The 14,931-nt window shown below is 67.4% G+C and carries 6 protein-coding genes; 3 read left to right on the forward strand and 3 right to left on the reverse strand.

All coding sequences use genetic code 11. From position 1 onward, the window contains the following. Nucleotides 1-117: 117 nt before the first annotated feature. The 3 genes from OV427_RS05425 to OV427_RS05435 all read left to right on the forward strand — a co-directional run bounded on the left by OV427_RS05425 (nucleotide 118) and on the right by OV427_RS05435 (nucleotide 6,234). On the forward strand, nucleotides 118-2,622 hold the full coding sequence (locus OV427_RS05425) for a bifunctional metallophosphatase/5'-nucleotidase (protein ID WP_267855039.1): 2,505 nt from the start codon (nucleotides 118-120) through the stop codon (nucleotides 2,620-2,622). Beyond that, entirely contained in the window at nucleotides 2,622-4,616 is a 1,995-nt protein-coding gene (locus tag OV427_RS05430; RefSeq protein ID WP_267855040.1) for a hypothetical protein, read from the forward strand. The genes OV427_RS05425 and OV427_RS05430 overlap by 1 nt, the downstream gene beginning before the upstream one ends. Before the next feature lie 82 nt (nucleotides 4,617-4,698). Continuing rightward, the gene (locus OV427_RS05435) at nucleotides 4,699-6,234 is read left to right on the forward strand and encodes a hypothetical protein (RefSeq protein ID WP_267855041.1); all 1,536 of its coding nucleotides are present in this window, start codon (nucleotides 4,699-4,701) and stop codon (nucleotides 6,232-6,234) included. A gap of 289 nt (nucleotides 6,235-6,523) precedes the next feature. Here the strand turns inward: OV427_RS05435 and OV427_RS05440 are convergent, their stop codons facing one another. From OV427_RS05440 to OV427_RS05450, 3 genes are all read right to left on the reverse strand, one after another. Beyond that, nucleotides 6,524-6,886 (reverse strand): hypothetical protein, encoded by a 363-nt coding sequence (locus tag OV427_RS05440; RefSeq protein WP_267855042.1) that lies wholly within the window; start codon nucleotides 6,884-6,886, stop codon nucleotides 6,524-6,526. Beyond that, nucleotides 6,883-13,962, reverse strand: a complete 7,080-nt coding sequence (locus OV427_RS05445) for an RHS repeat-associated core domain-containing protein (RefSeq protein ID WP_267855043.1) — start codon at nucleotides 13,960-13,962, stop codon at nucleotides 6,883-6,885. Before OV427_RS05445 ends, OV427_RS05440 begins: the two co-directional genes overlap by 4 nt. A 132-nt stretch (nucleotides 13,963-14,094) precedes the next feature. Further along, nucleotides 14,095-14,925, reverse strand: a complete 831-nt coding sequence (locus OV427_RS05450) for a hypothetical protein (RefSeq protein ID WP_267855044.1) — start codon at nucleotides 14,923-14,925, stop codon at nucleotides 14,095-14,097. Between the last annotated feature and the right edge of the window lie 6 nt (nucleotides 14,926-14,931).

A 14,931-nucleotide genomic window follows, 5' to 3' on the forward strand; every position in this document is an offset into this window, starting at 1 on the left:
CCACGATGGTGATGGAGTAGGAATGTGATGCCTGCGTTGCTTGCCGGACAGAGCTTGATCCCGTACGGTGCGCCGGCTTTACCGTTGTCCTCCCCCTGAAACACGGAATCTCTCTTGATGCGTCGCGTCCTGCTCGGCCTCTCCTGTGCCCTGGCTACGGCTTCGTGTATGCCGGTGGTGGAAGGCCAGGATTACAACCTCGCGGGGCAGGAGGTGCGTCTCACGCTCCTGCATACCTCCGACATCCACTCGCGCCTCATCCCCTATGACTTCGCCCCGCTGAAGACGGACCAGGACCTGGGACTCATCCCGGAGGCCGGTCCCTTCGGTGGCGCGACGCGCATGGCGGCGCTCCTCAAGCGCGAGCGGGAGAAGGGGGACCGGGTCATCCACCTGGACTCGGGTGACTGCTTCCAGGGCGCGCCCATCTTCAACATCAACACCGGCGAGGTGGAGTTCAAGTTCCTCTCGCAGACCCGCCTGGACGCGGCGGTGGTGGGCAACCACGAGTTCGACGCGGGCGCGCTCAACTTCGTCCAGCGCGCGCGGGACAACGCGACCTTCCCGCTGCTGGCCGCCAACTACATGTGGAACGACTGGCGCCAGGTGGGCAGCAACCAGGCGGGGCTCGAGACCGAGCCGTACACCATCCGCAACATCAAGGGCGTGCGGGTGGGTGTCATCGGCATGGCCAACATCTCCTCGCTCAACTCCATCGTCGAGGGTGGCAACAGCCTGCAGGTCACCCCGATGGAGCAGAACGAGGTGGTGCGCGCCTACGTGGAGCTGCTGCGCCCGGTGACGGACCTCATCGTCATCGTCAGCCACCTGGGCCTCACCGAGGACCAGGACGTCATCCAGGGCTACGAGGCCTATTACGAGTACGGCCGCGCGAAGTCCTTCGTCCAGCGCGCCAAGAGCCCGTGGCAGGTGCTGGAGTGGTTCGGCCCCGAGGGTGACGAGAAGTCGGTGGTGCGCGTGCTCATCCCCGGCGTGTCCGGCGTGGACGTGGTGCTGGGCGGCCACCTGCACGTGGTGCTCAACCCGCCGCAGCTGCTCGTGGACCCCAGCGGCCGCAAGGTGGTGCTCGCGCACTCGGGCGCCTTCGCCAAGTACGTGGGCCGGCTGGAGCTGGTGGTGAAGATGCCGGAGGTCGCCGGCGAGGGCGAGGGCGCCGAGGTGCTCAGCCAGGACTACCGCGTCTTCCCGCTGGACGCGCTCTGGTGCAACGACGCCATGCGCCGCTACCGGTATGACTCGAGCATCTTCTGGACGGAGGGTCAGTTCATCCAGAACCCGGACGTGCGCGCCGCGATCAAGGCCTGCCGCGACCAGGAGGACCGGAACACGACGCAGCTGCTCCAGCCCTACATCCTGGGCATGGACTTCAAGCTGCAGCTGACCAACATCTTCTCCTACGCCCCGCGCGACGTGCAGCGCCGCAACAACTCCTCGGGTGGTGACTCGCCGCTGGGCAACGTGGCCGCGGACTCCATGCGCAAGCGCCGCCGCGTCGAGGCGGAGATGGCGCTCACCAACTCGCTGGGCATCCGCGACAACCTCTATGCCGGCGTGGTGACGCAGGAGTCGATGTTCAACGTGTTCCCCTTCGAGAACACCATCAACATCATGTACCTCTCCGGCAAGGAGATGCAGGAGATGTTCAACTTCGTGGCCGAGCGCTCCGCCGAGCGCGGCTGCGTCAGCCAGGCACAGATTTCCGGCGCGCGCTTCACCATGGACTGCGCCCAGGTGCAGCTGAACGACCTGCGCATCCCCTGCACGCGGGCGAACAACGCCACGGACTGCCCCACGGAGAACCGCGCGGGCCATGCCCCCTGGCAGTGCCTCGAGGATGAGTCTTCCGCCGCCGGAGAGGGCCGGTGCTACGCCAACCCGGGCACGGACATCCAGATCAACAGCAATGCGCTGGACCCCAACGGCACGTACAAGATCGCCGTCAACGACTACATCGCCAAGGGCGGCTCGGGCTTCAACGTGCTCAAGCGCAACACCACGCGCATCGAAACGGGCATCTCCCTGCGCGACTCGCTCATCGGCTACATGCAGGGCTTCTGCACCTGCCAGGACATCCTCGACGGCAACGCGACGTCCAAGTCCGGCACCCGCTGCGGCAGCCTCATCAACGGCAAGTGGACGGTGGCTGACCAGGTGGTGGGCTTCTGCCGCGCGGCGAAGGTCTTCAAGGACGAGCTCGCGGTGGAGGTGGGTGCCTGCAAGTGTGGCGATCTCCTCGGCCGGGGGTTCGACCCCACGGGCTGCAATGCGCAGGGCGTCACCACGCCCGAGCAGGCCCAACAGGCATGCATCGCCGGAAAGAAGGTCGGCGAGAAGTGCACCTGTGAGGCCCTCGCCGAGCGCGGCTACAACCCCGAGGGTTGCAATGCACCCGAGATTGACACGCCCGCCAAGGCGCAGGCCGCCTGTGCACCGGCCACCGGCCCCTACTCGGGCCGTTGCAGCTGCCGCGACGTGCTGGCGGGCGGCAACCCCATCTGCGGCACCGTGACGCCGGAGCTGCGCTCCTTCTGTGAGAACCCCACGTCCATGTCCGTCGCGGACGCGGTGGAAGACGGCCGGATCGGCCGGAGGGTGAAGTGATGAAGAGACTCATGCTCCTGTCGGCCTTCGCCCTGGCCGGCTGCTACACCGAGGACGCCGTGCAGCCCCAGGGCGTCGGCACCTTCGACGTGCAGGTCAAGGGCCTCTACGTCGCCAACACCACGCCTCGCGCGGCGCTGACGGTGGTGAACGACTGCGCCACCCGCTACGGCTCGCAGGCGCAGGTGCCCGCGGAGGTCCGTGGCACCGCGGACTGCCGCTACATCATCCCGCGCAGCGCGGTGGACATCGACCTGGACATCACCGCCATCGACGTGAAGGGCCAGCCGCTGGAGTCCTTCAACGGCCCGGTGTCCTTCCGCGTCGTCCCGGGCAACCTCACCGGCGCGTACACCTACCGCTGGTCGAACCTCACCAACGGCAAGGGCACCGGCACCGTGCGCGCCTCGCAGTTGTACGGCGAGCTGCACGTGTGGGTGGAGGACGAGCCGCCCGAGGTGGACTACTCCGAGGGCCAGGTGGCCGCGGGAGACCTGCCGCAGGAGCCGGCGACGCGCAGCTACGCCACGGGCCTGTCCAAGTCGCTCCTGTTCGAGGAGCCCACCCTGTCCACGGTGCAGACGCCGCAGAACGGCGACCAGCTCACCGCGTACAACGGCACGTACATGCGCATCGGCCGCGCCCCCGAGTCCGGGGCCGTGCTGCGCCAGAACTGCCCCGAGGTGAATGACCCGAACAACGGCCAGCCGGTGACGCTGCTGGTGACGGGCCTGGACCCGGGCGGCTTCTTCGTGACGGACCTGACGGCCTGCCGCGTGAAGGAAGGCACCATCCAGGGCGCCAACACCCAGACGGCCGAGCCGAGCGGCTACTTCCCGGGCCGCTTCAACTCGATGTACATCTACAACTACTCCTTCCCCGAGGGGCTGGACCCGGGCGACCTGCTCTGGACGGTCGCCGGCTCGGTGCAGGAGTTCACCGCCACCACGCAGCTCACCTTCCCTTCGTGGACGGTGCGCGAGCACGTCCGCCTGCTGCCGCAGAGCGAGTGGAACAAGTACCTGAACCTGGCCCCGCCGGTGGAGATCAACGGCCGGCTGTGCGGCTACAGCGCCTCGCTCTACATCACCGACCCGCTGTGTGGTTACAGCTACGGCAACTACAAGATGGAGGGCCTGGAGTCCTCGCTGGTGAAGGTCCGCCGCGTGCGCTTCCCCGAGGTCATCCACAGCTGCGACGCCAACGGCAATGGCACGGTGCCCTTCTTCTGCCCGGACACGCGCGCGGGCACCTGGGGCTCCTGCGGCGGCACGGACAACCCGGCGGATCCGGACCTGCCGGAGCGCCAGTGCAACATCAACTGCACCCTGGGCATGGGCCCGTTCGCCGGGAAGATCTGCAGCGAGAAGAACACGTACGACACGTTCGGCCAGTTCGTGGTGGAGATGAACCCCTCCGGCGCGCCCGAGGCGGGCCTGGACGGCTCCGTGCCGGGACGCATCGAGCGCGTCACCGCGCAGGTGGACGGCAATCCGGACACCACCACGTGGGCCAGCACCAAGGAGCTCACCCCGGGCCGCAAGGTCCACATCTGGTGTGACAAGGCCGCGTTCCTGCGCTTCGGCGGCAACAGCCTGCCCGAGAGCGACGACGTTCCGCTGGCGGCGCGCACCCTGCTCACGACGACGCTGTCGAACGCGCAGTTCATCATGTGGGCCAGCGCGCAGAACGAGGCCAACGGCGCCGTGACGTGCCAGGTGGGCACGAACGCGAACACCCGCATCAACCTGGTGACGAAGGACGCGGTTCCGGACCTCGTGGTGAACTGCCGCGAGGACGACCCGGACACGAGCCGCGCGCAGCAGTGCCGCTACCTGCACGCGGCCACCTTCGACATCGTCGGTCACCTGCGCCAGGTGAGCGCCGCGCGGCCGCGGTGGATGGTGCTGCCGCGCGACCAGGACGACCTCTGCTGCTACCCGGGCCCGGACATGGAATGCCCGAAGCCCATCAAGCCTTGCGCCAATCCGTAGTCGTTTGACGAAGTTCGCGCCCTGGTGAAAGCCGGGCGCGGGGAGGAGCGGCTCCCCCCGGGCCGCTTCGTGGAGAGGGACATTGAAAACGCTGCAGACGCTGGCCCTGACCGGGCTGCTATCCCTGAGTGTGCCCGCCTGGGCCGGTGATTTCGTTGACACGCGCCTGTCGTTCGTCTTCGCGGACGACAACGTGCTCGCGGGCTCGGGTGAAACGACGCCCAACAGCCCGAACGCACGCTTTGGCGCGGGCAACCAGAACACCCAGTTCTACGACAACTTCAACACCCGGTTCTCCGGCTTCGAGTCGTTGTCGAACGTGGTGCTCTACAAGCGCGCGCCCGCGTTCTTCGAGGGGCTCACCACGGAGGCGGCGCTGACGCTGCTGGTGTTGGAGCGCCCCGCGGGTGGCGTCGACATCCGCGACAACTCCAGCTACATCCGGCTCAACTACCAGCCGCCGGGTTGGAGCGAGAAGGAGGGCATCTCGCTCGTCGGCTTCCCGGTGTCCGCGGACCGCTTCCGCCTGGGCTACGCCTACCGCATCTCATGGGGTGGCAGCGGCGTGTTCACCACCCGCTCCGCGGCCAACGGCGTGCCGGGCGCCAAGCTCCAGATTACGCGCGACAACTGGTACGCGTACGTCGGCGGCAAGACGGCGCTCGTGCAGAACGAGCTCATCCTCGAGGAGGAGACGCTCTACGGCGCGATGGCCGGCGCGGGCTGGGACATCCTGGAGACGCTGCGCGTCGAGGCCGGCGTGGGCTACTTCCAGAAGGGCCTGGTGCCCGGCCTCGCGACGCTGGGTGTGGAGGCGCCGGTGAATGCCGCGGGCGTGTCCGGCCAGGTCGTCTACCACGTGGGCGTGCCGGTGGGCACGAGCGTGGACTTCCGGCTCTACAAGAACGACCCGGACATCTACCAGCGCTTCTTCGCGCCGGAGGCGTACCCGGGCGGCCTGTCCTACTCCGTGTCGCTCGAGGGCAGCTACCTCTCGCAGACGCTGGAGAAGCCGGACGAGTTCGGCGCCACGCAGCCCCAGGGCGCCACCGCGCTGGCGCTCCAGGCGCGCGCGAAGCTCGACTTCCTGCGCGTCAGCGTGCTGGGCCTGTACCGCAGCCTCTCGTACATCCAGTTCGACGTGCCGGGCTTCCCCCCGTTCCAGGACTTCCCCGAGGGCACGAAGCTGAACCCGGAGATCTTCCTGGCGGTGGGCGCGGACTACCACTTCCCCGCGCTGCACTTCACGCCGGGCTTCATCGTCGGCGTGCAGCAGCCGGCCTCGTTCCGCAGCCCCACCCCGCTGCTGGGCGGCAACAACCCGCCGGAGAACCTCATCAGCACGCGCACCGTGGTGGTGCGTGACGTGAATCAGCTGAGCATCCTCCCCGAGGTGTGCGGCCAGTCGAACTCCGTCTGCAAGGCGGAGCCCATCTACTCGGCCAAGGCCACCTTCCGGTGGGACCTCTCCGACTCCGTCGCCGCCGTGGGCGAGGTCTACTACACGTACGACAACAACCGGACCACGTTCCGGGACGACATCACCGGCGTGGCCCAGCCCACGTTCGAGGACCCGCACGCGCTGGGCTTCAACACCCTGCTGCAGGCGCGCTTCTAGGCCCCAGGCCAGCTCCCTGAAACACCGCGGCCCGGTTCCCTCTTACGGGGAGCCGGGCCGTCGTGTTTCAGGAGGGGCACCTGTCCCTCGTCCCGTCCGCCGCGGTAGGTCGGAACCCAGGGGGTGAGAAGGTTCCGTCCAGGCAGAGGGGGGCGGACGCGTCCGTCAAGGGAGCGGATTGGCGCGGGCGAGGAAGGCGCGCCGAGACTCGCGCTCGCCCTGCACTCCTGCACTTGAAACAGCACGGCCCGGCGCCCAGACACAGGGAGCCGGGCCGCGGTCCTCGGCACTACTCGACTACGAGGTCATCGAAGGTCTTGAAGAAGCTGTTTGCGGCGCCCTCGTACAAGACCACGCTGGAGCAGGAGAGCCGGAACCCATTGGCCCTGTCCAATATCCAGTAGCGCGGTTCCTGGGGCCCTCCCGCCTCGGTCTCGATGACTTCAATGGCCGACTGGCTCCAGTTGAAGGGCCCTTCCATGTGCGTGCAGCCCAATGCGAGGGCATAGACGGCCTGCTCCTCCTTCGGGTGGAACACCTTCAGGAGCAAGCGCTTGAATGTGACGTGGTAGAGCCAGATCTGCGCTTCCGCGCCAGCCTGCTGCCGCAGCCGGCCGTCCCATTCACTTCGTTCTATGGCGGTGAGCTTCACTTGATTCCGAACCCTGGGGTGGCCCAGTAGAGCTCCGTCTCGCCACGCCAGAAAGAGGCCTTCGGGAGCAGCCCGTTGTCGATGATGTAAATGAGCTCCCTCGAGGTCACGGACCTGCACTGCGCTCCATAGAAACCTGGAACGCTGAACCTCGTGACCTCGAAGCGAATGGCCGCGGCATTCTGGGCCGCCTCCTGGAAGGACCTCATGAAGGCCATCTCATCCATCGAGGCCTTGGCCCACGACACCCGGGTCAGTCCAGCTCGCTGCCATGCACCGTCCTTGTACGTGGTTGCGCCACTGAACCAGTGAGCGGCCAGGTCGTCTTCCACGCCCAATCCGATGACCGTTCCACCTGGCTTGAGGGGACCGCCGATGGACTGATTATGGACCCAGGCTGTCGCCTGCCCCACGAAGTACGTATGGGCCCGCTCGACCTCGAAGTTGTAGACCGTCTCGAAGCCAGCCCCCTGCTGGAGCGAGCGGACATGAAGCGCCCGGAAGGTCGCTGTTTCCAGCGCATCTCCAGGTTCGAGGTGCTGCGCCTGCGTCCAGCCCCGGCTCTTCACCCAGAACGGGTGCTCGGGCGTGACACGCAGCACTTCCTGCGTTCCGTCCGACGACGCCAGCTCGAGCTGCAACACCACCCGCCTGGGTTTGATGAAGGTACGTGAGACCTGATGCCACCCTGGCTCCCGGGTTTCTTCGTCCCATGCCCAGACCCAGTCGCCGACCGAGACCTGCTCGATGGGTTTCACACCGAGCCCCACCAGAACCGGAGTTCCCGCGACAAAGCACCCGCCGGAGGCAAGGCGCAATGCGGAAGCTCCTTCCGCGACTCCGAGCTTGAGTGCAGCGGCGCCATCGACGATGGCAGCCCTGACCCCCCAGCCTGCCGCCTTGAGCGTACCGCGTGTGGCCAGGTCGAACGCCACGAACTCCAGGCCTGCCACCAGCAGCTCCCCCGACATCTTCCGGAGCTCCTCCACCCGCGCCGACCACAGATCGTAGTCCGTGCCGAAATAGGTCGTCAGAGGGCGCCTCGGCTGCCGGCCCTCGCCGAACCTGCGCGTGTTCCCCTTCATCTGGATGATATCCGAGATGTGGCGATCCATCTTGGTCGCCTTGCCGTTCTGGTCCGCGGAGAGGATGAGCGACGTCCCATACAGCGCCACGGGAGAGGCGTCGACCGGCGGATCGCCGATGATTTCCATGACCTCCTCGAAAAAGCCCGGCTCACTCGGCGCGTCCGAGCCTTCCGTCTGGAAGCCCGTGGGGTCCGTCCACCTGAGGGGGTTGTTCAGGGCGTACGCGTAGCGGTTGTAGGACTGTCCGTCCTCGGGCATCTGCACGAACGGATCTGGCGTGAGGAAGCGCGCCGTCTCGGGGTCGTAGACACGCCCGCGCATGTTCACCAGGCCGAACTCGTCATCGGGTTCGTGGCCCGTGAAGCCCTTCTTGACCTGCGGCGAGGACACGGCAGCCGCCACGGGAAGCGCATACGGCAGCCTTCGCGCGCCGAAGGGCTCGAACTTCATCCGCTCCTGCCCCACGACGCCACCGAGCAGGTCGGTCACCGTCTCGGTGGAGCCCTGGTGGTCCACCAGCAGGTACAGCGGCTGCTCGGAGGTGATGCTCCCCGCGCTCTCCGCCCAGACGACCTGCGCCACCACGCGCTCGGCCCCGGAGATGTAGAAGACGTGCTGCGTCTGTCCGCCGGCCTGACGCTGTTCGTAGACGCCCCCCACGTAGATGGTCGTTCCGCCGAGGCTGCTGCTCTTGCGGAAGCGTGCCTGACGGGCGTCGTAGGTGAAGTTCACCTCGCGGCCCGCTCCGGCGATGCGCAGGGGCAGGTCGAACGCGGTGTAGCTCACCGCGCGCCCGGGACCGGACACCTGGTTGCCGCTCCCGTCGTAGCCGTAGCTGCCCGCCTGGGTCTGCTTCACCGCATGCGGTCCGCCGGGCGCGCCGGTATACACACTGTTCGTGGGCGAGCCGCTGCCCTCCAGCACCCGGCGCGCCAGCAGGTTGCCGATGTCGTCGTAGTCGTACTCCAGCACGGACCTGCGGCAGTTCTGGAACACCGTCCACTTCTTGAGTCGATCGAGTGGGTCGTACTCGAAGTCCTCCGTCGTCCGCGCCAGCACGTCGTTGCGGCTGAGGAGGTTGCCCTCCACGTCCCACTCGTAGGCCAGCTTCTGGAGTGACACGCCACTCCGACTGGAGTCGATGAAGCGGAGCCGGCCGCGCGAGTCATGGCGGTACTGCGTCTGGACACCGTTGCCCAGCAACTCCGAGGTCAGCTGGCCAAAGGCATTGCGCTCCTGCGCCGTCCAGAAGACGTGCTGCGTGACGTCGTCCCGCACCTCGCGCAGGTAGCCGTGGTCCGTATAGGCACGGCGCACCTTCATGCGCCGGCCCAGGGCCTCCGGATAGCTCATCGTCTCGAGCCGGCCGGCCCAGTCGTACGTCTGGCTGATGGTGTAGGACGTGTTCCCTTGACGCCAGGTGCTGTCGGAGAGCTGCGCCTTGTCGTTGTAGAGGAACTCCGTCGTGACGCCCTGCGGGCTGGTGGTCTGCCACAACGCTCCCCTCAGGTCGGTGTCCCAGACGAGCGTGGTGACACCGTCGGGGCCGGTCAGCTTCTCCTGCCGCCCCAGCGCGTCGTATTCGTACGTCGTGACGCGGTTGCCGCCGTCCGTCTCCTGCTTGAGCTCACCGAAGGCGTTGTAGACGGACGTCGTCACACCCGAGTCCGGATCCGACACCCGCGTCCTGCGCCCCAGCCGGTCGTGCTCGATGTCGACCACGTTGCCCTTCGAGTCCGTCACCCGCCGCAACAGGCCGAAGGGGCCATACGCGTAGGTCGTCCGAAGCTCCCGGCCTCCCGTGGTGTACTGGCTGCGGGCCACCACCTGGCTGAGCCCATCCACGTTCGTGCTGGTCTTGTTCGAGCGCTCGTCGAACTTCGTCGTGGTCAGCTTGTCGTAGCCGTACGAGGTGACGGTCCCCTCGGGCGTCGTGACCGTCAATACCCGGCCAAGCTTGTCGTACGTCATCGACGTGGACCGCGGAGGAGCATTGCCGGACGTCGGGCGCGACGCCGCCGTCTTCCGACCCAGGTTGTCATAGGTGGACGTCACGGAGACGATGCTCCCGTCAAAGCCGCGCAACTCCGAGCGCCGCTCGCGGCCGTAGTTGTCCAGGGTGACGGCCTCCTCCTGGCCGCCCACCTTCCGGGTGGTGACCTTCGCCTGACCCAGCGAGTCCGCGCCATACTCGAGGGTGGTGTCCTCGCCAGTCGGAGTGACGGTTGCGCGCTGGCGCGCCAGCCCGTCGTAACGGAACCGCGTCACCAGACCATTCGCGTCCTCCGCTACCGCCACCGTGCCAAACCCCGGGTGGTACGCGAAGCGGTTCCGATGCGCCCCTGCGTTCAGGGACTTCACCGGGAACTGGTGCTCGGTGTCGTCATACCAGGTGAACTCCGAGCGCACCGGTCCCTCCCCGGTGCGGTCCACTCGCTCGACCAGGCCATAGGAATTGCGTGTGAGCACCGTGGTCAGCTCGAAGTGGATTCCCGAGCCCGGCTCCACCACGGTCGTCCCCAGCAGGCCCGTCACGGGGTCGTACTCATGGGTCTGCACGCGTCTGGCAGTCAGCCCATCGAACGTCGTGCTCGAGTCCTCCAGCCGGAGCGGCAGGCCGATGAGCCAGGTGGCCTCCCGGTTGTCGAACTGAGGCACCTCCGTCCGGTTGCTCCAGACCCGCCCCGTCGTGGCCCCGTTCACGACCTCCAGGGACGCCTGCTCGCTGTTGTAGGTATTGCCGTACGTGTCCTGGAACTGTACGCGGTAGCCACTCCGCGTCAGCGTCAACGTGGCGCCCGTGCCTTCGTAGAAGGACTCCGTGACTGTCACAGCGTACAGGAAGGGGCGGCCCGTCGCGCTCGCGGTGTCGACGTAGTCGTAGTCCTTGACGTGACGGTGCGTCACACCGGAGGCCAGCGTCACCTCCGTCATCTCCTGGACCGGCGCCGAGGCGCGCAGGTAGAGCGTCCCGTTGCGCGCCTGGTTGTTGTAGGTGGTGACGACCGTGGCGCCCGTCTGCGTATCGTGGACGGTGCGCTTGCCGAAGCCGAGCCAGCCCCGGCCCTTCAGGTCCACGCGGCCCGCCTCGTACGAGTAGAAGGAGGTGTTGAAGTGGCTCGTGCCCGTGCCGTCGTCCACGCCGGACTCGACGACGACCCACTGCCCGCTCGCTACGCACTGCTGCGGGTAGCTGCACGTGCCCTGCGTGTAGATGCGGGGCTGCCCCGAGGCGGCGGGCGCCTCCTGGAGGTGCTGGTAGCGCACCGTCACGGCCTTGCCGTGCTTCCCGGCGAGGACGCCCGTGAGCACGTCTGGCTCGCGTCCCTTGCGCAGATACAGCCGCAGGACGCCGTGGTTCTCACGCTGGCTCACGGGAACCGAGGGGTCTTTCTCCACCTGGACGATGTCCGAGAGGCCATCGCCGTTGAAGTCGAATACCTGGGAGAAACGCTGCCCGTAGCCGTAGGGCTTGTCCGAGGAGGTCCCCCCCGTCCGCTGCCCCACCGGCACGGTCAGCTCGCGCGGCTCGAAATGGTCGTCGCGCGCCAGCAGCACCCACATCTTTTCCCGCAGCACGCCACGCCCGTTGCTGAGCCCCGAGTCCGTCAACAGCAGGTCCTGCCTGCCGTCGTGGTCGAAGTCCAGCACGCGCACGCCGGGGTCGAGGCCGCGGCTGGTGTCGCGGATCCACGAAGGACTCACCTCGTGGAGCGGGTCGAGGTTCTGGAACACGGGCGGCAGGAAGCCGTTGCCCGTGTTGATGGCAATCGAAAGGTCCCCGTAGCTCTTCCCCGCGTCCGTGTCCCGGTCCCGCCGCACGCTGACGGCGTCGGCCAGGCCATCCGCGTTGATGTCCAAGAACCACGTGCGAGCGTAGTGCTTGCGGGAGACGGAGGAGCCAATCGGCACCGCCGACAATGTCGTGGTCCAGTGGCGCTCCGCGCTCCCCGGCCCAACCCCCACCGCGATGTGCTGCGCGGAGGCATGGTCGATGGCCCCGGGCCCCGCACCCCGCACGAGGATTTCGGTGCTGCCATCGCCGTCCACGTCCACGGCGTAGCCCGAGTGGTCGATGGAGGACTGTAGCGGCAGTCCGACGTACTGGCCCAGGGTGAGCCCCCCCTGGTTCATCCGATAGCCCCAGTCGAACGTCGAGTCTTGCCGGATGGAGCGGAACAGCTCGGGCAGCCCGTCACCGTTCAGGTCGGAGATGTGCATCACCGGGAAACGGCCTGCCTCCCGAGACGACGCCGACGTGTCCCACCAGAAAACCTGGGGTTCGTGGTCCTGGATGTTGGCCGATACGAAAGACGTCCCGTTGAAGCGGTAGAGCTGGAAGTAGCCGGACTGCCCCGTCAGGGTGTCAGGCTCGATGAGCGCGACCACCTCGGAGGTGCCGTCACCGTCCATGTCGACGATGCGCAGGTCGTCGTCGCTGTTGCCGGTCTTGGACTTGGGGAGCCCCGCGAGGGTCGCCGGTCCGAACAGGCCGGGCGAGCCGGTGGCCAGGCGGAAGTACCAGATGCCCGGGCCCGCCTTGGGCTGCGCCGGCTCATTGGAGGGATAGACAATCCTCGCCTCGTCGTTCTTCCGATACAGCAGGTCATCCCGACCATCGCCGTTGATGTCCAGCGTGTGCAGGGTCCAGAAGTCCTGGATGCCGGGAATGGGTTCGCCATTCCAGCTGGCATCCGGCGGCCCCCACGACTGGACGTCGCGGATGGGCACGGGGTTCGAACCGCTGAGCTCCACGGCCGCCATGGACGTGAAGTCACTGGCCTGGACGACGGGGTCGCTGCAGTCATTGTCCGGGTTCGCGCTGCAGTCGAAGCCGGAGTCGTAGCTGAAATCCACCGAGTCCCGGCAGACGCCGGCCCCGTCACACTCGGACAGACTCTTGACGAGGCTTCGCCGGGTGATGGTGTCGTTCCGGTAGGTGAGCTCGTAGTAGCGCAGCCGGACGTCGTCGCGCGTGGTGGGCGTGGACGCCAGCCCCGGTCCGTACATCTCCAGCCGGTACAGGCGCTGCGTCGAGCGCAGCTTCAGTCCCGCGACGTAGCGGACCGAGCTGTCCTGGCGAAGCGGGCCCGTATAGACGAACCGGACGCTGCGACGGCGAAGCTCCCCGGACGTGTCACTGGTGTGTCCCGAGTAGTCGATGCGATCCGGAAGATGCTCGTAACCCGAGGTGTGGTCCCCCTCAAGGCGGTAGTGGATGCGCATGTCATTGCCCGCCCGGTCCCGGACCTCGGACAGTCCCCAGCTCAGCCGTACCGGTGCCGCCTCATGGCCCGGCTCCACCGCGCCAGTGGTGGCGTCCGCGACCGGCTTCGCCCGGAGTCCCTCCAGGCGAGAGTGGGTGTCCTCGTATCTGCCGTAGGAGAGGATGCGCCCGTCCTTGAGGTACGCCTCGAAGTAGTCGGGAACCCCAGCGTCATCGAGGTACGCAATCACCTTGGTGAAGGACTCCACCTCGGTCCGATACTCGATGGTGTCGGTGGCCGTGGCCACGACCACCAGGCGCTGGCCATCCATGCAGAACGCGTCGTCCTGGGTGAAGCGGATGGGAGCCGTCAGTCCGTCCTGGGCGAACGTCTTGCGGCAACGAGCGATTTGCGAAAGCCCGGAGACGTTCCAGCCCACCCCGAGCATTCCATTGCCGCCACGGCTGCGATAGCTGAGGGACAGCTTCGGCTGCATCCCCGCGCGTCCCGGCGGTACCCAGAGGGGAACGGTGTAGGTCGCCTCGCCATCCGCGGTCACGTTGAAGGCCGCGTCCACCTGGCCCGCCGCGGTGCCCGTGGACTTCTTCTCCGTGGCCAGCTCGGTGTCCGACGGAACCACGAGCGGCGCGTCGCTGAGCTCCCGCGCCTTGCCCTGCGCCAGCGAGGACTCGGGGCTCGGGCCGTCCGCGGAAGTACCGCAGCCCCCCATCCCAAAGAGGATGCAGAGCCCTGATATCGAGATCGGAATGAGGCGCTTCAAGGAATCTCCTCCACACACACCTGACTCACCAGACACGCACCGTTCCTGGACTCAACGCCAGGTGCGCAGGCTCCACGGTCGGAGAACCTGGCGCACGCATCGAAGACGACGTCGCGTCCCATGCCGCGGGCTTCACCTGTCATACGACTGCAGGCTTTCCCCGCTCCCGCACACGTTGCCCTCACAAGACTGACCACCGACACAAATGCCGCACTCGAGGGTGCCCCCGCAGCCATCCGGAATCGCGCCGCAGTTCTTCCCCTCCGCCGAGCACGTCGTTGGCATGCAGCCAGTCACGCAGACATTGTTGCTGCAGTACTGCTTGCTGAGGCACGTGCCGCAGCTCAGCGTGCCACCGCAGCCGTCGGAGATGCTGCCGCACGTCTTGCCCTGGGCCGCGCACGTCGTCGGCGTACAAACCGCGACGCACACGTTGCCGGTGCACTGCTGATTGGCACCGCACGTGCCGCAGCTCAACGTGCCACCGCAGCCGTCGGAGATGCTGCCGCACGTCTTGCCCTGGGCCGCGCACGTCGTCGGCGTACAGGCCGCGACGCACACGTTGCCGGTGCACTGCTGATTGGCACCGCACGTGCCGCAGCTCAGCGTGCCACCGCAGCCGTCGGAGATGCTGCCGCACGTCTTGCCCTGGGCCGCGCACGTCGTCGGCGTACAGGCCGCGACGCACACGTTGCCGGTGCACTGCTGATTGGCACCGCACGTGCCGCAGCTCAGCGTGCCACCACAGCCGTCGGAGATGCTGCCGCACGTCTTGCCCTGGGCCGCGCACGTCGTCGGCGTACAAACCGCGACGCACACGTTGCTGGTGCACTGCTGATTGGCACCGCACGTGCCGCAGCTCAGCGTGCCACCACAGCCGTCCGGCATGGTGCCGCACGTCTTGCCCTGGGCCGCGCACGTCGTCGGCGTACAGGTGCAGGCCAGGGAATCCGACCGGCACACACCGCT

This window comes from Pyxidicoccus sp. MSG2 (genome assembly GCF_026626705.1).
Classification (GTDB): domain Bacteria; phylum Myxococcota; class Myxococcia; order Myxococcales; family Myxococcaceae; genus Myxococcus.

Bases quoted from the DNA above. Each gene is read 5' to 3' on its own strand.
- OV427_RS05425 (WP_267855039.1), top strand. From the start codon at position 118: ATGCGTCGCGTCCTGCTCGGCCTCTCCTGTGCCCTGGCTACGGCTTCG.
- OV427_RS05430 (WP_267855040.1), top strand. From the start codon at position 2,622: ATGAAGAGACTCATGCTCCTGTCGGCCTTCGCCCTGGCCGGCTGCTAC.